The sequence below is a fragment of the Vibrio sp. V42_P2S4T144 genome, from assembly GCF_009904715.1.
GTDB lineage: Bacteria > Pseudomonadota > Gammaproteobacteria > Enterobacterales > Vibrionaceae > Vibrio > Vibrio alginolyticus.
In genome coordinates this window covers 1-19533 of record NZ_WXWS01000210.1, presented here as the reverse complement: position 1 = coordinate 19533, position 19533 = coordinate 1, and the positions used below count along the sequence as shown (strand labels likewise).

At 45.7% G+C, this 19533-nt stretch carries 21 protein-coding genes and 1 tRNA gene; 6 read left to right on the top strand and 16 right to left on the bottom strand.

Annotation, left to right across the window (positions count from 1 at the left end; translation table 11 throughout):
• Window positions 1–221: 221 nt before the first annotated feature.
• The 13 genes from flgL to CAG68_RS07455 all read right to left on the bottom strand — a co-directional run bounded on the left by flgL (window position 222) and on the right by CAG68_RS07455 (window position 13259).
• A complete protein-coding gene (gene flgL, locus CAG68_RS07515) occupies window positions 222–1415 on the bottom strand; it encodes a flagellar hook-associated protein FlgL (RefSeq protein ID WP_005382037.1) in 1194 nt (397 codons plus the stop codon).
• Window positions 1416–1428: 13 nt separating this feature from the next.
• A complete protein-coding gene (gene flgK, locus CAG68_RS07510; RefSeq protein WP_065274248.1) occupies window positions 1429–3369 on the bottom strand; it encodes a flagellar hook-associated protein FlgK in 1941 nt (646 codons plus the stop codon).
• A gap of 160 nt (window positions 3370–3529) precedes the next feature.
• Window positions 3530–4456: a flagellar assembly peptidoglycan hydrolase FlgJ gene (gene flgJ, locus CAG68_RS07505; RefSeq protein ID WP_031779079.1), complete on the bottom strand. Its 927-nt coding sequence runs from the start codon at window positions 4454–4456 to the stop codon at window positions 3530–3532.
• A 16-nt stretch (window positions 4457–4472) separates the two neighbouring features.
• Window positions 4473–5564 carry a flagellar basal body P-ring protein FlgI gene (locus tag CAG68_RS07500; protein WP_005393118.1) on the bottom strand — a complete coding sequence of 364 codons (1092 nt, stop codon included), beginning with the start codon at window positions 5562–5564 and terminating at the stop codon, window positions 4473–4475.
• Between the two features lie 43 nt (window positions 5565–5607).
• Window positions 5608–6387, bottom strand: coding sequence for a flagellar basal body L-ring protein FlgH (gene flgH / locus CAG68_RS07495; RefSeq protein WP_054576687.1), 780 nt, complete (start codon window positions 6385–6387; stop codon window positions 5608–5610).
• Between the two features lie 30 nt (window positions 6388–6417).
• The gene (gene flgG, locus CAG68_RS07490) at window positions 6418–7206 is read right to left on the bottom strand and encodes a flagellar basal-body rod protein FlgG (protein ID WP_005382032.1); all 789 of its coding nucleotides are present in this window, start codon (window positions 7204–7206) and stop codon (window positions 6418–6420) included.
• 18 nt (window positions 7207–7224) lie between these two features.
• Entirely contained in the window at window positions 7225–7974 is a 750-nt protein-coding gene (flgF, locus tag CAG68_RS07485) for a flagellar basal-body rod protein FlgF (protein ID WP_054576686.1), read from the bottom strand.
• A 330-nt stretch (window positions 7975–8304) separates the two neighbouring features.
• The gene (flgE, locus tag CAG68_RS07480; RefSeq protein ID WP_005382030.1) at window positions 8305–9618 is read right to left on the bottom strand and encodes a flagellar hook protein FlgE; all 1314 of its coding nucleotides are present in this window, start codon (window positions 9616–9618) and stop codon (window positions 8305–8307) included.
• 30 nt (window positions 9619–9648) lie between these two features.
• Window positions 9649–10359 carry a flagellar hook assembly protein FlgD gene (gene flgD, locus CAG68_RS07475; RefSeq protein WP_005382029.1) on the bottom strand — a complete coding sequence of 237 codons (711 nt, stop codon included), beginning with the start codon at window positions 10357–10359 and terminating at the stop codon, window positions 9649–9651.
• Between the two features lie 17 nt (window positions 10360–10376).
• Window positions 10377–10790, bottom strand: coding sequence for a flagellar basal body rod protein FlgC (flgC, locus tag CAG68_RS07470; protein WP_005393132.1), 414 nt, complete (start codon window positions 10788–10790; stop codon window positions 10377–10379).
• 5 nt (window positions 10791–10795) lie between these two features.
• Complete coding sequence (gene flgB, locus CAG68_RS07465; protein WP_005382026.1) at window positions 10796–11191, bottom strand: flagellar basal body rod protein FlgB; 396 nt, start codon at window positions 11189–11191, stop codon at window positions 10796–10798.
• 302 nt (window positions 11192–11493) lie between these two features.
• Window positions 11494–12321, bottom strand: a complete 828-nt coding sequence (locus CAG68_RS07460) for a CheR family methyltransferase (RefSeq protein WP_005382024.1) — start codon at window positions 12319–12321, stop codon at window positions 11494–11496.
• A gap of 11 nt (window positions 12322–12332) precedes the next feature.
• Window positions 12333–13259, bottom strand: coding sequence for a chemotaxis protein CheV (locus CAG68_RS07455; protein WP_005382022.1), 927 nt, complete (start codon window positions 13257–13259; stop codon window positions 12333–12335).
• 76 nt (window positions 13260–13335) lie between these two features.
• Between CAG68_RS07455 and flgA the strand changes: the two genes are divergently transcribed.
• The 3 genes from flgA to CAG68_RS07440 all read left to right on the top strand — a co-directional run bounded on the left by flgA (window position 13336) and on the right by CAG68_RS07440 (window position 14966).
• Window positions 13336–14082 (top strand): flagellar basal body P-ring formation chaperone FlgA, encoded by a 747-nt coding sequence (gene flgA, locus CAG68_RS07450; protein WP_005382020.1) that lies wholly within the window; start codon window positions 13336–13338, stop codon window positions 14080–14082.
• Between the two features lie 116 nt (window positions 14083–14198).
• Window positions 14199–14513 (top strand): flagellar biosynthesis anti-sigma factor FlgM, encoded by a 315-nt coding sequence (flgM, locus tag CAG68_RS07445; protein WP_005382018.1) that lies wholly within the window; start codon window positions 14199–14201, stop codon window positions 14511–14513.
• Window positions 14514–14540: 27 nt separating this feature from the next.
• On the top strand, window positions 14541–14966 hold the full coding sequence (locus CAG68_RS07440; RefSeq protein ID WP_005382015.1) for a flagella synthesis protein FlgN: 426 nt from the start codon (window positions 14541–14543) through the stop codon (window positions 14964–14966).
• Between the two features lie 102 nt (window positions 14967–15068).
• Here CAG68_RS07440 and flgP read toward each other — a convergent pair whose 3' ends face one another.
• Window positions 15069–15500: a flagellar assembly lipoprotein FlgP gene (gene flgP, locus CAG68_RS07435; RefSeq protein ID WP_005382014.1), complete on the bottom strand. Its 432-nt coding sequence runs from the start codon at window positions 15498–15500 to the stop codon at window positions 15069–15071.
• Window positions 15501–15509: 9 nt separating this feature from the next.
• Entirely contained in the window at window positions 15510–16148 is a 639-nt protein-coding gene (locus tag CAG68_RS07430) for a FlgO family outer membrane protein (RefSeq protein ID WP_005382013.1), read from the bottom strand.
• Window positions 16149–16317: 169 nt separating this feature from the next.
• On the opposite strand from CAG68_RS07430, the gene CAG68_RS07425 reads away from it, so the two are divergent.
• From CAG68_RS07425 to CAG68_RS07415, 3 genes are all read left to right on the top strand, one after another.
• Complete coding sequence (locus tag CAG68_RS07425) at window positions 16318–17451, top strand: flagellar assembly protein FlgT (RefSeq protein ID WP_005382012.1); 1134 nt, start codon at window positions 16318–16320, stop codon at window positions 17449–17451.
• Window positions 17452–17626: 175 nt separating this feature from the next.
• Window positions 17627–17703: transfer RNA gene (locus CAG68_RS07420), tRNA-Arg, on the top strand.
• 279 nt (window positions 17704–17982) lie between these two features.
• Window positions 17983–18489, top strand: a complete 507-nt coding sequence (locus CAG68_RS07415) for a hypothetical protein (protein ID WP_005382011.1) — start codon at window positions 17983–17985, stop codon at window positions 18487–18489.
• 114 nt (window positions 18490–18603) lie between these two features.
• Here the strand turns inward: CAG68_RS07415 and CAG68_RS07410 are convergent.
• On the bottom strand, window positions 18604–19533 hold a 930-nt coding region (locus CAG68_RS07410; protein WP_161440973.1), incomplete at its 5' end, for an OmpA family protein.

The window sequence follows — 19533 nt, the reverse complement described above, 5'->3', positions numbered from 1 at the left end:
AAGTTAGCCTTATCATTAAGCTATTTCCGGTTTGTCAGCCTCATCTTAGCCCAAGGGTATTGAACGCTGCCCTGTTGCCGCCCGACTTGCCTCCCGCATCATTGCCGCTTTGGGTAAAATCGTGCCGCATGACATCTCAGACTCTCAGGTTACGTCGACTTATCGCGCTTAAGGCTTTGCACATAAGGCATCAAAATCAGACAATGTGTATGAGTGTCATACTAGATGTAGTTAAACAACGTTAGATCTTTGGTCTTACCGAATGCTTGTTGCGATGCCTGTAACGCTCGCGAGTTTTCACTGAACTCGATCACGGCTTTAGAGTAATCCAAGTCCTCAAAGTTGCTCTTCGCTTTTGCGAGAGACAAATTAAAGTCTTCATGATTTTGCTCTTGGATATCCAGCGTACTCAATCGAGCACCGGCATCTGTACGCGCTTTATTCAAATGGATAAAAGCAGCGTGGAATTCTTCTGTCATTTGGTGCAATTTGGCGGTCGCCGACGTATCCGAAACCGATTTGTCTGACCATGCCATTGCATCCTTGAAGGTATCGAAAATGCTGAACTCTGCCCGCTTTTCGATCTCAATGCTGTCACCAGGCGTAATTTGGCCTTTTACGTGCACTTTCAGGCCTTTGTATTCAATCCCTTTCTCTGGAGAAAACTCATCGGCATCCACTACTTTGCCGTTACGCTCTAATTGGTAACCAAATTTGCCGTTATTCATATCGACAAATGTCACGCGATACGCCGCATCATCCTTCGCGTCAACGTTAGTGGCTTTGTTTAGCAACAGCTCAGAGCCGTTTTGTAGATCGTAATTCGGCTGATAGTCGCCAAATGGGTTTGGTATCTCCATAAACAGCTTGCTGCCAGGATCGTTCATTGGCATCTCAAGCATGCTGGAGACTTTCATTTTGCGCTGATAATCGTCCCCAGCGTATTGAACACTACCGTCTTTATCGCGATAGAATGGTTGGCTTTTTGGCTTAGTACCCGCAAACACGTAGTTACCAGATTCATCTTGCGAGTTCACTAAGTTAAGGAAATTGTTCGCAATCTCTTCTAACTCACGCTTCTTTGCTTGTCGGTCTTCAGCAGAAAAGGCACCGTTAATCATCTCCATCGTTAAGCGCTTCGACTCGTCGGCAAAATTCTCCGCATTGGCGATATTAACTTCGTGGTTTTCTAGACGATTACGCACCAACACTATAGAGCTAAGATATTGTTGTAGCTGCTCTTGTTGCTGACTAATGTTTTGGATGTAATGCGCAGCGAGGGGGTCGTCACTAGGTTTCAGTAACTTTTTCCCTGAAGCAAGTTGCTCTTGGTTGTGGTGAACCTTATTCTCTTGACGACGCAGATCATTTTGTACGGACTGATAGTTATGGAAACTAGAAATTCGGGTTAGCACTTATCTCTTCTCCTTACCTCAGTTGTAAAATGGTATTGAAGGTATCATTCGCCGCTTGCATCACACGTGATGAAGCCATGTACGCTTGTTGAAACTTCATCATGTTGGCCGCTTCTTCATCGAGGTTAACACCAGAAATAGAAGCAACGCGCTCTTGCGCCGCTTCATGCTCTAAACGAGCGACGGAGGCTAAACGGTTTGCTGTAGAAGACTTCAGTCCAACTTCGGTATTGAGGTTATGATAAACATCGATCAAGGTACTGGATTTTCCATCCATCATCTTGTCTGTTTGGATCTTCTGCATTTTTCTCAAGTTGCCGTTACCACCTTCAGAAGGCACCAAGTTTGCGGTGAATTTATCATTCATCAGTGCGCCTTCACTCAACTCAAACACGGTTGCATCGCCGTTTTTATACAGCGGATGGCTTTTCGGCACTGAGATTTCAATCATCGGGTTATCTTTATCTAACGGGTATGAGTATTTGTCCGATAGTAAATTACCCTTGTTATCCGTGATCTTTAACCACGGCTTATCATGCTTCTCGTCGGCTGGTTGTACGGTAACCTCAAACTCTTTAACATCCCCCGCCTCACGAATTTTAAACTTGGCGTTACCTTGTGCAAAAGTGGTTGAGGCTTCATAACTTTGTGCGGCAATAGCTTTTGCATCATTGGTTTCCATCTTTATGATGGCTGCACCACTTCTCGTTGGGCGGAGCAATACGCGCTCACCGGCGGCAAGGCCTTCACCAATTTGCACTTTCATACCATCCAGAACAAATGACGAATCCGAACGGTCGATGTTCAACGACATTTGCTCACCTTTCGGTGTTGTCACGCTGTATTGATCGCCATCATAACGCAGCGAATATTCACCACCTTTGATCGCGGAAATGTCCTCGATGTAAACCGCAACATCAGCTTGTGAGTCAGGCGCAGCAAAAACTCGAGATTTTGCCACCAGCTCAGAGTTCACGTCAGTAAATACGTCTTTACCTATCTTGCCGTTGAGATCCAGACCTTGAGATTGCAGCTGATTAATTTTGTAGGAAAAGCCCGTCGCTAAACGGCCCATTTCATCTTGCAGTTGTGGGATGTGTTTGTCGCGCATTTCAAGTAAAGCGCCGATTTTGCCATCCATATCATCAGACTTGATCGCTTTAATGCCATTCCCTTCCACCATTGCTAATCGTCTTTGATGAACATCCGGATAGCCATCGATCATTTTGAGCTGGCTTGCTTCCGTGCCAGAAACAAGAGTGTGTCCATTGCCGATATGAACATTAAACCCTTCCGCATTTTTGCGTGGGGTTACGGTAACTTTGGTGTACTCTGACAGCTCAGTAACCAGCTTTTCATGCTGATCCATCAGGTCATTATGTGGGCCGGGGGTGCGCATCATCAGTCGATGAATATCGCGAATTTCCAACGCAAGTTGATTAACGCGCTCAATGCCCATATCCAATTTTTTATTGGTGACATCAGATTGCAGTCGCACGGTTTCGTGGAAATCATTTAATGTATCAGAGAAGATTTTCGCCTTTTCCAATACCACTTTTCGTGCCCCTAAATCGTTCGGGGTATCTGCCATGGTTTTTACCGCATCGAACCACTCATTCAGGTTCTCGGGAATTTTCTTCGATGCCACAGAGCTCAACATGCTAGAAAGCATATCAAGATTATCTTGGGTATCCGTTTTGTTGGCATTGTTGGTCGACGACAGGTTCAGTTCATTCACGGCAAACTGATCCCACGAGCGGCGAACATTTTCCACATGCACACCCATGCCGTAGGTAGAACCACCGAACATGCGCGGATCATTCGTGCCTTGGATAACAGACTGACGGCTATAACCCTCTGTATTAACATTAGAAATGTTATGACCAGTGGTGTTTAATTGTCTCTGAGCAGTAAGCACACTTTGAGTACCTACATTCAGAAGATCTGACGCCATACATGCCCCCAAAAACGAAATATAAATCGGCAAAACCGATCACCTAGACACGTTAAAAGCAAAAGATGTGCCAAGTGATAGAAAGGCGTAGATATTCAGATAAAGTGAAGGCTTGCACTATGGCAAGCCTTCGAGAACGTCATAAATTGGCGCAGAGACATTACATACTTTCGATTTTATCCTTCACCTGCAGGACTTTATCTGCGTAGTTCGGATCGGTCGCGTAACCCGCACTGTGGATACCGCGAATAAACGACTCTGAATTCCCGCGTTGCTGCAATGCTGTCTCGTAACGTGGGTTGTCATTCAAAAATCGTACAAAGTCATTAAAGCTGTCTTCGTAACTTGAGTATGAGCGAAACGCTGCCGTCTCTTTCACTGGCGTGTTATCGTGGAACTCTAAAGTTTGAGTCGTCACTTTGTCACCCTGCCAGCTTCGATCTGCTTTGATATTAAATAAGTTGTTGCTGCTGCCACGCGCGTTCTTCACGACCTTTTGCCCCCACCCCGTTTCCAAAGCGGCTTGCGCAAGTAGCAGAGATGGCTCGACTCCTAGGGCTTTCGCAGCTTTCTCCGCGTATGGCTTCATCGAGTTAACAAAGGATTCTGGTGAATCGAATCGAGTGGGTTCATTGCTTGGTCGAGATAGTTGACCAGATTCAATCAAGCGCTGTTCAATCTCGCGCGCTTTTTTCGGGTCAACACGACGATATTCCGCAGCATTGTTTGCCGCATCACGCATAGCCGTTTCTTTTTTGTCGTTCCCTTGCCCAGCCGTTAATTGCTTAACAATCATATCGGCCAGTCCCATTGAACCAGACGAACTCAATTCACTCGCCATCTGTTCATCCAACATTTGTCGGTAGAACTTCTCGTTTTGGCTGTTCATCATGTTGGACTCAAAGCCCTCATTGGCTTCACGCATGGATTTCAACATCATGGAGGTGAAGATCGATTCGAACTGACGAGCAGCCGCATGCAATGCTTCTTGCTCGCCATCTTTTCCCTCTTTCACTGCTTTTTGACGCAGAGTATCCAGAGAACTGATGTCATGGATAAAACCAATGTCGTTAGGATTGTTCATTATACCTACCTCCTAACCATTAAATGATGATCAACTGGCCTTCAATGGCACCAGCTTGCTTCAATGCTTGTAAAATTGCCATCAAGTCCGAAGGCGCAGCCCCGACTTGGTTCACGGCACGGACCAAATCATCCAACGTTAAGCCTGGTTCGAACTTAAACATTTTGCCTTGCTCTTCGCTGACTTCGATATCCGAGTCTGGTACGACTACGGTTTGCCCACCAGAAAAGCCGTTAGGTTGGCTAACATTCAGGTTTTCTTTGATCGCAACCGTCATGCCGCCGTGCGTTACTGCTGCTGGTTTAAGACGCACATGCTTACCAACTACGATGGTGCCCGTGCGAGAGTTAACGATGATTTTGGCTGCACCATCTGCTGGGTCAAACTCTAGGTTTTCAATTGCCGATAAGAACGCAACACGCTGGCTGACGTCACGAGGAGCACGCACGCGCACTGATGTCGCGTCAACAGCGCTCGCCATTTGTGGGCCAAGGAAGTTGTTTACAGCATCCGCCATACGTTGAGCCGTTGTGAAGTCTGACTCAAGCAAGTTGAACGTGATGTAATCACCACGACCAAATGGGTTTGGAATTTCTCGCTCTACTGTCGCACCACTAGAGATAAGACCAACGGTTGGATTGTTACCTACGATTTTAGAACCGTCAGCGCCTTCAGCACTGAAGCCGCTCACCACTAAGTTACCTTGAGCAACCGCGTAAACTTGACCGTCGAGACCTTTGAGGAACGTTTGTAGTAGCGTACCACCACGCAAACTTTTAGCACTTCCGATGGAAGAGACAGTCACGTCCACTTGCTGACCCGGTTTAGAGAAAGGCGGCAATTCTGCCGTAACCATGACTGCGGCAACGTTTTTAATTTTTGGCTTTGTGCCCGGCGGCATCTGAATGCCGAAGTTTTGCAGCATGGCGGCGAAACTTTGCTCTGTAAACGGGTTCGCTTCACCCGTACCAGGTAAGCCTGAAACCAAACCATAACCCACGAGTTGGTTGCTTCGTACACCTGCCACTTGCGCGACGTCTTTGATACGTGCGGCTTGGGCTACGGTAGAAAACAGAGCAACGCTCATCAGTACTAAAAGGAGTTTTTTCATGCTTACTTATCTCTTGCAGTCAAATTGCCGTCAGCACGGCGTGTTATAGCGCTACATTAAAGAATCGTGCCAAGAAGCCTGGCTCTTGCATATCTTGTTGCAAACCAGTCCCTGAGTATTGAATTCTTGCGTTAGAAACGCGATTTGATGCAATGGTGTTGTCGAAATTAATATCATCCGGACGAATAGTGCCACTTAAACGTATGTACTCATCACCCGTATTTAGCGTCATCCACTTCTCACCGCGGATCACGAGGTTGCCGTTTGCCAGTACTTCGATCACCTCAACAGTGATGTAACCACTGATGCTGTTGCTCTGCTTTGCAGAAGAGTCACCTGCAAATGAGTTGGAGTTGTTTAAGTCATAAGAGAAATTATATTTTCCGCCAATTTTCAGCTCTTCTCCGCCCACTTGAAGCGGGTCCATTTGCGCTTCATTGGTTTTCGATAAATCGGCATTTGCGCTTTTCGTCGCACTGGTTGTCTCATCAAGTGTTACGGTAATAATGTCGCCAATACCACGTGGTTTAGAATCGTCGTAGAGATCGGTAATGTGCTCGGCGCTAAACAACGAACCTGTTGCAGCAGCGTAATGCTCAGGTTTGTTTTTCGGATGAATTGGAGCCCAAGCAGGGTCGCCAGCAACCGGATCGCTTCTACCACGTAAAGTATCTACAATACCGCTGCTCTCTTCTTTCGATTTATCACCTTCTACTGCGTCGACCACAGTGGTTGCTTGTGTCACTTCTTCCGTTTCAATCGGTTCCAACATGGCACAGCCCGACATCGTAGCAATCAAAGCGAGTAGGCAAATACGTTTCATCGTGAGCTCCTCAAATCTTGCTCTTAATCGTTACAATTGCTGGTTAACGAAGCTCATCATCTTATCGACTGACGAGATCACTTTTGAGTTCATTTCGTAAACGCGCTGGGCTTCGATCATATTGACCAACTCTTCTGTTACATTCACGTTGGACGCTTCCAGCATGGATTGACGAATTTCCCCCAAACCGTCCAAACCAGGAACACCCTCTTGTGGATCGCCACTGGCACCCGTTGGTAAGTAAAGGTTCTGACCAATTGGCTCTAGGCCACCCGGGTTAACAAAGTCTGTAATGGTTAGCTGACCAACGACTTGGTTGTCTTGCTGACCTCGGACGCGAACCGACACTTCACCATCCGTACCGACAGTAATAGAAATCGCATCTTCTGGAATCACAATTTCAGGCTCTACAGGGTAGCCAGAACCCGACGTGACTAACGTACCTTCACCATTGAGCGTGAACTGACCGTTACGGGTATAACCGATGTTGCCGTCCGGCAATGTCACTTGGAAAAAACCGTCGCCTTCCACCATCATGTCCAGTGCGTTAGTCGTTGTCTGTGCATTGCCGTGCGTGTGCACTTTTTGCGTCGCAACCACTTTAGAACCCGCACCTAGCATCAAGCCACTTGGCAGTTCCGTGTTCTGAGATGACTGGCCGCCAGGCTGGTTGATGTTCTGATAGAACAAATCTTCGAATACTGCACGGCTCTTTTTGTAGCCGACAGTAGAGGCGTTCGCCAAGTTGTTCGAAATCGTGGCAATGTTGGTTTGTTGGGCGTCTAGACCTGTTTTACTTACCCATAGTGCTGGATGCATAGTGAACCTCTAACTCTGTTAACTCATACGAAGCAGTGAATCTGAAGATTTATCCATTTCTTCAGCTGTGCTCATCATCTTGACTTGCATTTCAAACTGACGTTGTAAGTCAATCAATGCGGTCATTTCACCTACGGCATTCACGTTACTGCCTTCTATCGCTCCCGTCTGGAGGCTAACAGTCGCGTCTGCTTCGTAAGGTTGGTTTGGAGTTTTATGGCGAAATAAGCCATTGGTGTCTTTAAACAAGCTTTGCTCATTAGGCTTAACAAGCTTAATGCGATCAACCGCTTGGAATTCTTCTGCCGGGGCACCTTGAGGAAGCACAGAGATGGTGCCATCCCGACCGATTTCAATTTTGGAGAGAGGGATAGGCAAAGTAATCGGCGCGTCGTTTTCACCCAGCACCAAATGACCACTTGCGTTGGTAAGCATGCCATTTTGATCGACTTTTAGGTTGCCGTTACGGGTCAACCCTTCTTTCCCTGTGTGATCGAGTACCGATATCCAACCGCTGCCTTCAATCGTCACATCCAGATCACGCCCTGTTGTAATCACGCTACCTTGAGCAAAGTTATGCCCTGGACGCTCTGTCATGCTGAATACACGTGAAGGATGGCCTTCACCATAAGCCTGCATTGAGCGAGCCTGTGCTAAATCAGCCCGAAATCCGGTCGTGCTTACGTTAGCCAAGTTATTAGCGCGCAATTGTAGTGCCTGCATATTTTGCTTGGCGCCACTCATTGCGAGAAACAGTGCGCGATCCATAAATTACTCCAAAAAATCTCTCTGTACACGGAGTAAAAGCAATAGTTATGCCAAAACAAAAATAGACTTATAAATCAATACTTTGGATCAAGAGCCAACAATGAAAAGAGGTCAATAGAGGCAGAAAACTGTAACGAGAGGCAAGGTTTTGATCCATACGGCGGCAACAGCGGCAAATCGTAGATCAAAGCATGCTTAGCCTGAGTGAGGTGTATTCAGGCTAAGCATCAGATGAATGTCATGATGAAAGTGAACAAAGCGGTAATTACTAAGAAGCAATCACACGCCATTGCTTACTCAAGCAGAGTATCGAATGACCCAGCTAGTGCTCTAACGGATCTGTAAGATATTCTGTTGTAGTTGGTTGTGTACTTCTAGCGAACGTGAGTTTGCTTGGAAGTTACGCTGAGCAGAGATCAGGTCCACCAACTCCTGCGTCATATCAATGTTTGACTGTTCCAGCATACCGTTATTGATGGTGCCGAAAGAGCCTTTATTTGATTCACCCCAGATCTTGTCACCAGAGAACTGCGTTGAATCCCATTGAGTGCCGCCTTTCTTATCCAGACCTTGCTCGTTTGGAACACGTACGAGAGCAACACGACCCAATGTAACGTTTTCACCGTTTGAGTAAGTCCCCAATACGCTGCCGTTTTCATCGAAGTCAACTTTGGTTAGGAAGCCCGTTGTTGCACCGTCTTCGTCAAACTTAGTCAGTTCGAACGGAGCCGCAAACTGTGTTGCTGAGCCTAAGCCGAAGTTAAGCGTCTGCGCAGGATCAGCACCATTCATATCGACTGGTGTCGTGTTCGTCGCCGGATCGCCCAGAGCCACAGAAGTGATTGGCTGACCATTGTTCAAGCTCGCCAACGTACCATCGTTGTTGAACTTCATGGTATGCCCCACATGACCTGTTGGCGTTTGCGCATCACCAGCCGCAACATTTAAAGGCTTTTCACCTTCTTTATCTGTCACGGTGTAGTAAGTGTTCCATGTATTTGGCTGAGTCTGATCTTTCAAGTAATACGTCGTTAGCTTGTAAGACTGACCCATCGAGTCATAAATTGTCGAAGAGGTTGAACGGTTGTATGTATCTGGGTCTGAAAAATCAAACTGCGTTGGATCTTTCAAATCGCCGTTCGCTGGCAAGTTCACACCCACTTCAATGTTTGCTGTTTGTTTTGGCTTACCAAATTCAGCAGGAATATTGATGGGTTGTGGCTCGTATGAAGAAACCTCACCAGAGCTTGGGTCCACTTGGTAACCTAATAAGAACTCGTCGTTCGCGGTCACCATGTAGTTTTCTTTATTTAAGTGAAATGCACCATTACGTGTCAGTTCATTCTGTTGTGGAGTTAGACGCTCTTTCGCTACAGCGAAAAAACCTGTCCCCGAAACACGCAAATCCATTGGGTTGTTGGTGTAAATGCTAGAGCCTTCATGGAACTGCTGTGCCACTTGGCTTGCTTGCGCACCACCACCCGGTGTGGTTTTTGCGTTAGTAAATAAAGAGTTAGAGTAGACATCAGCAAACTCAGCACGGGACTCTTTAAAGCCGTAAGTGTTGGCGTTCGCAATGTTGTTACTGGTGGTATTCAAATCCAGTTGGGCGGCGGACAAACCGCTTAAAGATACATATGACATTCCAAAATCTCCTAATCTAGCGAGCTATGACTACGCTTTGCCGACTTCCAATACTTCTGCAAGTCGAACTGGCGATTCAAAACCAGCCAGATTGAGTAATACGTTTCCGTCACCTTTGCCAAGCAATACGCTGTTTACGTTGGCGTATGTCGATACTGGGAACTCTTGCGACTCCCCTTCAACTAAGCCAGACGCTTTCACTTTGTATTTGCCAGCTGGCAGTGGATTTCCGCTTTCATCTTTACCGTCCCAAAGCACACGCGTGTCGCCGGCTGGTTTCGCCCCTACCTCAAAGGTACGAACCAGTTGGCCAGCTTCATCCTCTACACGAACAAACAGATTATCGATAGATTGTGAAAGCTTAACCATTGCCGCCATTGGTGCGTCGTCCTGCTTCACACCTGCTGCTCCTGGGACCAATACGTCACGCCCTACCAAAGAGGAAGCTTGTAACGCTTGATTTGATGTCATTGACGAATTCAAACTCTCAAACTGAGTGTTCATCTTGCCAATGCCATCAACGGTCGCAAATGAAGCCATTTGCGCAATCATCTGGTCATTACTTACCGGCTTAAAAGGGTCTTGCTGAGACAGTTGCTTCGTGAGCAATGATAAGAAGTCTTCCTGTTTTAGGTCCTGCTTACCCGTGCTCTCTTCCGCTTTCTTGTTACTCTCTTGTAGACTTTTAAGCTGGTCGATATAGGACAAGCCGCTTTGACCAACGTTGTTAATTCCGGCCATACGCTACCCCCTTATCCTTATTGACCCATCTGCAGCGTACGCAGCAGCATTTGTTTACTAGAATCAGCGACCTGTACATTAGTTTGGTATGCACGAGAAGCTGAAATCATGTTTGCCATTTCTTCCATTACATTGACGTTAGGCTTGTAAATGTAGCCTTCTTCGTTTGCAAGGGGATGGTCTGGGTTGTACTCCGCACTCAGCGGTTTATCACTTTCTACAATACCCATCACTTTCACTGGCACCGTATCACCGCCACGCATGGCGTTACTTAACTCTGCACCAAACACTGCATGACGCGCTTTGTAAGTGTCTTTCGCAGAGCTGCTGACACTGTCGGCGTTCGCCAAGTTGCTTGAGGTAGTATTCAGACGAACGGATTCAGCGCTCATTGCGGAACCTGTCACATTGAAAACGTTAAATAAGCTCATCTAAATTATTCCCCTTTGATTGCTTTGGTTAAGTTCTTGAATTTGCTGCCTAGAAAGTCGAGTGATGCTTGGTGTCTGATTTGGTTTTGCATAAACAAGTTACGCTCTAAATCCAAGTCTACCGTGTTGCCATCTCCCGTATCTGGTTGCGTAGGAAGACGATATAACTTGTCCCCAACCAACGTTGTAGTGGCAGGAATATGCCGACCATCTGTGCGACTAAGACCAATGCTTGCCCCAGATGTTGCCGCTTGCAATTCCTTCGCAAAGTCTAAACCTCTTGCTTTGTAACCAGGCGTGTTTGCTTGTGCGATATTGGTGGAAATCACCTCTGCATTGCGCTCACGTACGCCCACCGTGTGCTGGTGGATGCCTAGTGCATTGTCAAAAGATATAGCCATGTTTGCCTCTACAATTAAGAACTGACCGTGATTGATAACCAAAAAGCAATTAGCATGCCAAAACCTAAAGCATTACACCAACCTAGTGGTTACCGTGAATTGAAATAGCAATAAGTGAGCCAAAGTAACTGGAATGTCATGTCGTATCACTTTGCTCACTTAATAAAGATACACCGTGTTGAGGGCACAAGGCAAAAACGCGCTTCAACTAATTGAGTGATACATGAAGCGCTCGGCGCAGAAAGTAACAAACAAAAAAGCCTGACACGAAGTCAGGCTTTTCTATCAATGAAGAGATACCGCTATTTAAGCTTGTAAATGATGCCCGGATTACAGCGCACCATTTCAAATTTATCAGTCAGACCAGTTAGCGACTCTGATGCCCCTAACAGCAAGTAACCACCAGGGTTTAAACTGCTCGCCATTTGGTTAAGCACTTTAGATTTCATTTCTGGAGAAAAGTAAATCAATACGTTACGACAGAAAATGATGTCGAACTTACCCATCAGTGCGTAACTGTCCATCAAGTTTTGTGGACGAAAGTTCACCAAACGCTTGACGTTATCTTTGACTTTCATGCGACCACCGTCCGCATTTTCAAAGAAGGTGCGACGACGTTCTGGTGAAAGCCCGCGACCCAAAGCCAAGTTGTCGTACACCCCTGCACGACACATCTCGAGCATACTTGCCGAAATATCTGTGGCTGTAATGGACACGTTTGGTAACAAGCCCGGCTTGCGCTGTTGCGTTTCCAGGATCGTCATTGCAATAGAATACGGTTCTTGGCCCGATGAACTGGCAGCAGACCAGATCTTAATTGGGCGCTTACTTGCCGCTACTTCTGGCAATAATTTGTCAGCTAAAACCGTGAACGGATAAGTATCTCGAAACCACAAGGTTTCGTTAGTCGTCATCGCATCCACAGCGGCGACTCGTAATTCTCGATTACGCCCTGTAACAACATCACGTAGCAAATCTGATAACGATGCGAGCTTAAACTTCGTCACTAAAGGACTCAGTCGGCTACGCACGAGGTATTGCTTGCTATCACCTAACACGATGCCACATTGCGATTCTAGAAAACGGCTAAAGTCACGATACTCTTGATCACTGATTGTAATAGCAGTCATTAATGTCTCTTTTATTGTGTTAATGCAGATTTAACCGCGTTACCCAACTCATCTGGGTTAAATTTCGCAATGAAGGTGTTGGCACCTACACGCTCAACCATAGCTTGGTTGAATACACCACTTAATGAAGAATGGAGGATAACATAAAGGTCTTTCAAATCGGCATGTCTGCGAATTTCAGCCGTTAAGGTATAGCCGTCCATTTCTGGCATTTCAATATCGGAAATAACCAACGAAATTTGATCGTAGATATTGCCTTCTTGAGCCATTTCAATCAACTTATTGTACGCTTCTTTGCCGTCTTTGACAGATACGACCTCAAAACCGATGGATGTAATCGCACGCTCTACCTGTTTACGCGCGACCGTCGAGTCATCAGCAATCAGTATGCGGCGTACAATAGGCTTTTCTTGCTCTGCTTGTGCGATTTCTTCGCCAATAGCGGAATCCATCGTTTCATCAACTGGCGCAATTTCTGCCAGGATTTTTTCAACGTCAAGGATTTCAACCAGCTCATTGTCAATGTTTGTCACGGCAGTCAAATAGTGCGCTTTACCTGCGCCGTCTGGCGGTGGCAAAATCGCTTCCCAATGCATATTGATAATACGCTCAACCGATGATACCAAAAATGCTTGGATCGTACGGTTAAATTCTGCAATAACAACAAAACATTTATCTAAATCAGTGGTTGGGCGGCCACCAATTGCCAGGCTCAAATCAATAACGGACACGGTATGGCCGCGGATATGAGCGATACCTTTAACCAGAGGGTGTAGATTTGGCATTGAAGTCAGCTTAGGGCACTGTAGTACTTCTTTCACTTTGAATACGTTAATGCCGTAGCGCTGTCGGCCCATCAGTCGAAAGGTCAATAATTCCAATCGGTTCTGACCGACGAGTTGCGTACGCTGATTCACCGAGTCAAGAATCCCCGTCATATGCTCATCTCCATCTCAAACTTTTTGTTTTTAAATGATACTCTACCACTGGCAAGCACGATACCAGGGAGACAGTATGGCGTATTTCACTTTCACTTCGACACCATTGACTATGACAATATGTAGAGCGCTAATTACAAAGTACGCTAAGTCTATCGGCATTTTGCTCAGTATGTTTAGCTTTTTTGTTCATTCAGCTTCAGATAATCAGATCGAGCAAATAAAAACAGCAGCAGAACAACATATTCTTGCTACGGTTGATCAGCCTGATGGTGGCGAGCTATCTGTTAATGCGGCAGAGATCGACTCGAGAATAAAAGCAACGGATTGCCCTGTTCCGTTAGATACATCTGCCTCTTCCACCAGCAGCACGAGAAGTAACATCAATGTGTTAGTGGAATGCCAACCGGATGACTGGAAAGTCTATGTCCCTGTGAGGATCTCGGTATCAGTACCAATGATCGTCGCGACACGAACACTAGGGAGAGGAGAAATCGTCAGCGCATCGGATGTTACCACTTCCATGATCGAGCTACAGCGCTTTCGTAAAGATGGATTTTCTAGCTACGATCAAGTGGTTGGGGCAAAGCTAAAGCGTAATGTTCGCTTAGGCGATGTCGTAGAGAGAAATGATGTTTGTGTGGTATGCCGAAATGAAAAGGTCATTATCAAAGCGGTGAATTCTGGCATGACGATCACAACGCAAGGCACAGCATTGCAGGATGGTTCAGCTGGCGATCAAGTAAGAGTGAAAAATGATAAGTCACAACGTATAATAGAAGGCATAGTGACTGACATTGCGGAAATCACTGTTAATTTTTAATACCCACTGGTAGCGTGTTTAAACTGATCAATAAAAATGCAAAAAATGACTAAAGTTATTTTTGCGCTGGTCGATAGTCTGGATACCAGTATTACGATACAAGGCAAAGGTTAAACATGGCAGGTATAGATAATATACGTTCAGGGCAAATGATGACGACAACAAGTCGCGCACCTGCACGTAACGATTCCAATGCTACCAGCACGACAGAATCAAAAAAGGCGCCAGCGCAACAAGACGCAGTATCACTCAGCCAGCAAAGTAAAGCCGTCAGTAAACTCCAGAAGGATATGGCAGCTTCTCCGGCATATGACAGCGCCAAAGTTGCAGCAATCAAAGAAGCTATCACAAACGGTTCATACAAAGTCGATCCTGAAAAATTGGCTGACAACATGATTAAGTTTGAAAACGAATTGCAAGGCAAAAGCTAACTGACTTAGGCCGAAGGTAAGTATTTTATGGCAGCATTAGTCGATCTCGTTAATTTCCAGCTAGAAAATGCTAAGGCACTTTCCGCTGTTTTACGCCAAGAAACACAAGCAATAACGGCGCGTGTCTCTACCGAGATTGAGAACATTGCCAAACAGAAGATGACGCTCATTGATCAGCTCAGAACAACTGATCAGCGAATCGCCTCTCACCCGCACGTCAATCAACTTACTGAAGATGAGCACCTAAGTCAGGTTGTTGCTCAAATCCAATCGATCGTCCTCGACTGTCAACAAGTTAACCAAGTAAATGGCGAATCGCTTAGTCGCGCACAGCTGAGCTTCAATAAACTCAACAACATGCTCCAGCGAACTCATGGCAAAGTTGGCATGACCTACAATGCGGGCGGAAAAACCCACACCATCTCGACGCTTGGCACCAATATAAAAGCTTAAACGTCACTCCTACCCTCAATTCCCGCGCTCACGTAGATATAAAAAAGCGACTCATTGTTACCAATCAGCCGCTCAAAAAGATTATCTGTCTAGTGAAATGGTTTAAAACAAGGTTTGTTGACGCTTCTCAGGCACCTGTTGAACTTCTCCGTAATCACGTAGCTTATCCATTTTACGGATATCCAGACGCAGCTCAGTCACATAACTGTCTTCAACAAGATAACTACGCACAACTTCTGCACCACGAATTACACCATCGACGGCACCAGTGGTGCTTTCAATACCCAAACGCTGGTCTTGCAGCTCTGCACGTCCACTAACACGCATGCCATAAACTTGCTCTGCTAGCTCACGATAAGCATCAATTTTTGATGCGCGCATTGCTCGTACACGCTTTTCTTCTACTGTGCGGCCTGTTTGCTCACTGACGCTAGCGTAGCCCACCGCCACTAAGATTTCATCTTGACGCATCTGTTGTAATGGCTGACACCCAACCAATATCAGTGTGGCAACAATAAATAATAACTTCTTCATGCTTCTATCCTATGGACGGAGAATCACAGTGTACGGCTGACGAATGGTAGGGTCAGAACGAATCAACACACCATCTTGTGTGCGGATGCTATTTAACGTATCTAAGTCACGCCCAATACGGTCAGCCGGAAGGAAACCTTGCGCTGTCGCTACAACTACACGGCTTTGCATGCCAACCACGCGTGCATTGACAAGCACTCCGCCCTCTTGGCGCAGCATTGTTCCGGTCAGTACATACTGAATTTGCTGCTCTTGAGCTAAATCTTGCCAATCACGACTTAAAGCAAAATCGCCCTGCTGCGTCACTTGAATAGAGCCCGTAGTTTTGAAATCAACCACTTTAAACCCTCGGCGCTGAAACTGATGGATAAAACCTTCAGAGACCGAGTTACCTAACCAGTTTGTTGCATCCATATTTTGTAGATCAACAAACGAGGTAATCGCAATCGGTGTCCGCGCTGATACTGCCACATTAGAAACCATCAGGTCTTCTGTCATGCTCTCAATGAAAAAGTCCATCGTATGACGCGGACTATCCATCAGCATGAACTGGCTTCCCGAGTACGGTTCTTTACCATTGTAAATCGGTGAGTACGCGCACGATGTCAGAAGCGTCATCATCGATGCGGCGACAAGCCACTTTTTCATGGTTTGATTCTCCAGATAATCTTAGGTGATACCGTTCTTTATTAATTCCTTTCCAAGAAAGTGAATATTGGAACAGTCTTTGCTTTTCTTTGTTTGCCTAACGAAGAAAAACCCACCAAACTTCACTGAATTTGTTAAAGCAATATTTATACCCGAACGGTTGTAACCAATGAAAAAAATATTAAACAGTCTGTTTTCAATCACTTTAGTGATGCTTGTGCCTTTTAAGGTAATGGCATCTTGGTATGAAGTCACAGGCGTTGCCACCATCGTTTCCTCAGAAGAGACGGCAAGGCTCCATGCGTTGGAAGACGCGCTGTTCAAAGCCGTCAATTTTTCGGGCGCAGATATTGGCAGTATTAGCAACTTGATGCCGCTATTAGAAGAAAGCCGCAACGAATACCAGTTTACCAATCATGAAGTCCGTTACATTTTGGTCGAATCTGAACGCAAACGTCGCGGTAAAGTCGAGGTAAAAATCCGCGTTGATATTTATCCATCGGCAACGGGTTGCCACACCGATCAATACAAAAAGACAATGCTGGTCGGCAATATTGAGGTCGCATCACCACAACAAGCAGTGATGGGACAAATTTATCAAGTTGGTGACGATTTTAGCCACGTAGTGAACCGTCAACTTGATCAAACCTCACGCAGCTTTGTGTCTGTTGGTACAACGGACTACTCAATAAGCAGCAACTATCCTGCTCGCACTCAAATGATCGCGCAAGACAATGGCGCACAATACATCATTGGAGGGGTCATTACCGATCTCACTGCAACGGTCGAATCTCAACTATTGCAAGATGACATCATCAATCGTCAGTTTGCGTTAGAAATGAAAGTATTTGATGGTAAAACTGGCCATGAAATCTTCAACAAAGCCTACCGTGAGGTCGCGCGTTGGCCATTTGCTAAGACGAGTCAAGTGGACACTCGTAGTGCACGTTTTTGGGCATCGACCTATGGCGAGATGATGCTTCGCGTTAGTCGCAATATTATGTTGGATCTGGAGTCGGAGCTGTCTTGCAAAATTACATTGCCAGAGGTTGTGGCAGTCTTCGGTAATACCGTAACGATGGATCTCGGCCGTATGCACGGCGTAAAAGAGGGAGACAAATTGCAGCTTTGGCACACCGCGTCGTTTATCGACCAAAATGGATTGCCAAGAAACAAAGTCTCGCAAAGCGAAATTACATTAACGGTATCACGCATATACGAACACGAAGCGGAACTGACGATTGATCAGCCAAATTTAGCGTCTAGCGTTCAAATTGGCGACGTAATGAACAAGATCCTATAAAAGCAAACATTAAGTCTTGAGATATGCTCACTTTTGAATATCATAGGCAGCGCATCTTATTTGATTATACCAATGACCGTAGCGAATCGTTCAACGTGATGCTGATACAGATCTGGTAGATTGCTAGATTTGAACTCAGTAAAACAGTGCAATGAACTGCAACTATTGGTATTACGCCCCCATGGCACAGCTGGATAGCGCAGTCCCCTCCTAAGGGACAGGTCGTAGGTTCGAATCCTACTGGGGGCGCCATATCATAGCCTTAGCTCCCACTTGAGCTAAGGCTTTTTTGTATCTTCAATTTCAAGCCTCGCACTGCTCCCCCTAGTACACCGTGTTAGATAATCTTCCCAGTAATCAATATGATCGGATCGGGTGTTTCGGTTACGGGATAAACCCTTCTACTGATCTGACTTCTTCCCCTTGAAATCATTTCAACAAGCCCTATTTACAGTTTTGTATTTTATTACTTTAATTATCTATGAGTTTTGCTTACCCTTTTAGCTATTAATAAAATTATTAGTTAGCACTATGTCTAAGAGCAATTTAATAACTAACACTGGACACCGCTTTATTTCTAAAGGCAAGACAGCCTTTAAGATACATATCCATACCCCCGAGGATACGGTACTACACCGCTCGGTAGGATTTGTTCGTATTGGAGAAAAGAAAGGCTTACAAAAAGCCATTAAGCTGAGAAACGAGTTAGGCCGGCAAATGTGGGGCAAATTCTGGCGACGTCTTTTGAAAGACCCTTACCTAATGACTAGGCTTCCACATAGCGTTGAGCCTAAAATCGTTCACAAGCCTAACCCTACTCTTGAAAACCCTGACAACCGAGATACGTGTTACATCGCCAAGTGGCGAGAGTTCAATGATGACGGTGAGTATAAATATAAAACGGTGGTTCGCTCTATTAGTAAGTACGGCAAACTTGCCGCCTACATGCAAACCAAAAAAGCGTTGTTAGAAGCACATAAAGATAACTTGGAGATCCTGACATTTATGGGGCGTTTAAACAGCATTGATCTTAAATAATACCTGGCCACTTTGAACATTTCAGTCAGTTTTTAAAGAGAAATAAAAAGCCCCAAAGAGCGAACTCTTTGGGGCTTTCAGCTTCAGTCTTCTATACTACGGTCGAATAGGAGCTTATTGCTGAACTTGGTATTCAAATTCTGGAACAACGACTTCTACGCGACGGTTTTGTTGACGACCTTCACGAGTGTCGTTTGAAGCGATTGGGTTGTTTTCACCTTCGCCACGAGCTTGGATACGTGATGAATCAATACCTTTTTCAACGAGTGCGTTAGCAACAGACTCAGCGCGTTTCTCAGAAACTTTTAGGTTGTAAGCTGCTGGGCCAGACGTATCTGTGTAACCTACAACTTCAACGTTCGCTTGTGGGTGCTCGTTTAGGAAAGCAACTAGGTTATCAAGTTTTGCAGCGCTCTCTGGTTTTAGAGTTGTGCTGTTTAGATCGAAGCTACCTGTACCAATTGTTTGAGTTTCGAATGTTTTCGTAACTACAACTGGCTCTTCTACCACTTCTTCTACAACCACTTCTTCAACAACAACTGGCTCTTCTACGATTACTGGCTCATCGTTGCCGCCGAATTTGAAAGAAACACCTAGTGTTGCAGTGTTACCTGTCGCACGAGTTACATCGTTGCTGATGTCAGTCAGTGTTTGGTATTCCGCACGAGCTGTTACGTTTTGGCTTAGGTTGAATTCAAGACCAGCCGCGCCTAGGTAAGAGTAATCATCTTTGCCATCAAACATTACGTAAGCGCCACCCACTTTACCGTAAAGTGCGATGTCTTCAGTGATTGGTAGGCTAAATTTAGGAGCAAGAGTGATCGCTTCTACGTGGCCACCGAAAGAAGTTTGGTTAAAATCACCGATATTGTCGAAACCCGCTTCTACTGCGAAGTATTTATTCATTTCGTAACCAACAAAAGCGCCAAGAGTAGAATCGTCTTTGTCACAAGCCTGGCCCGCTACACACGCGTCTTCCATCCATGACTTACCCATCTTACCACCAACGTATACTTCTGCTTGTGCTGCTGAAGCCATAAGTAG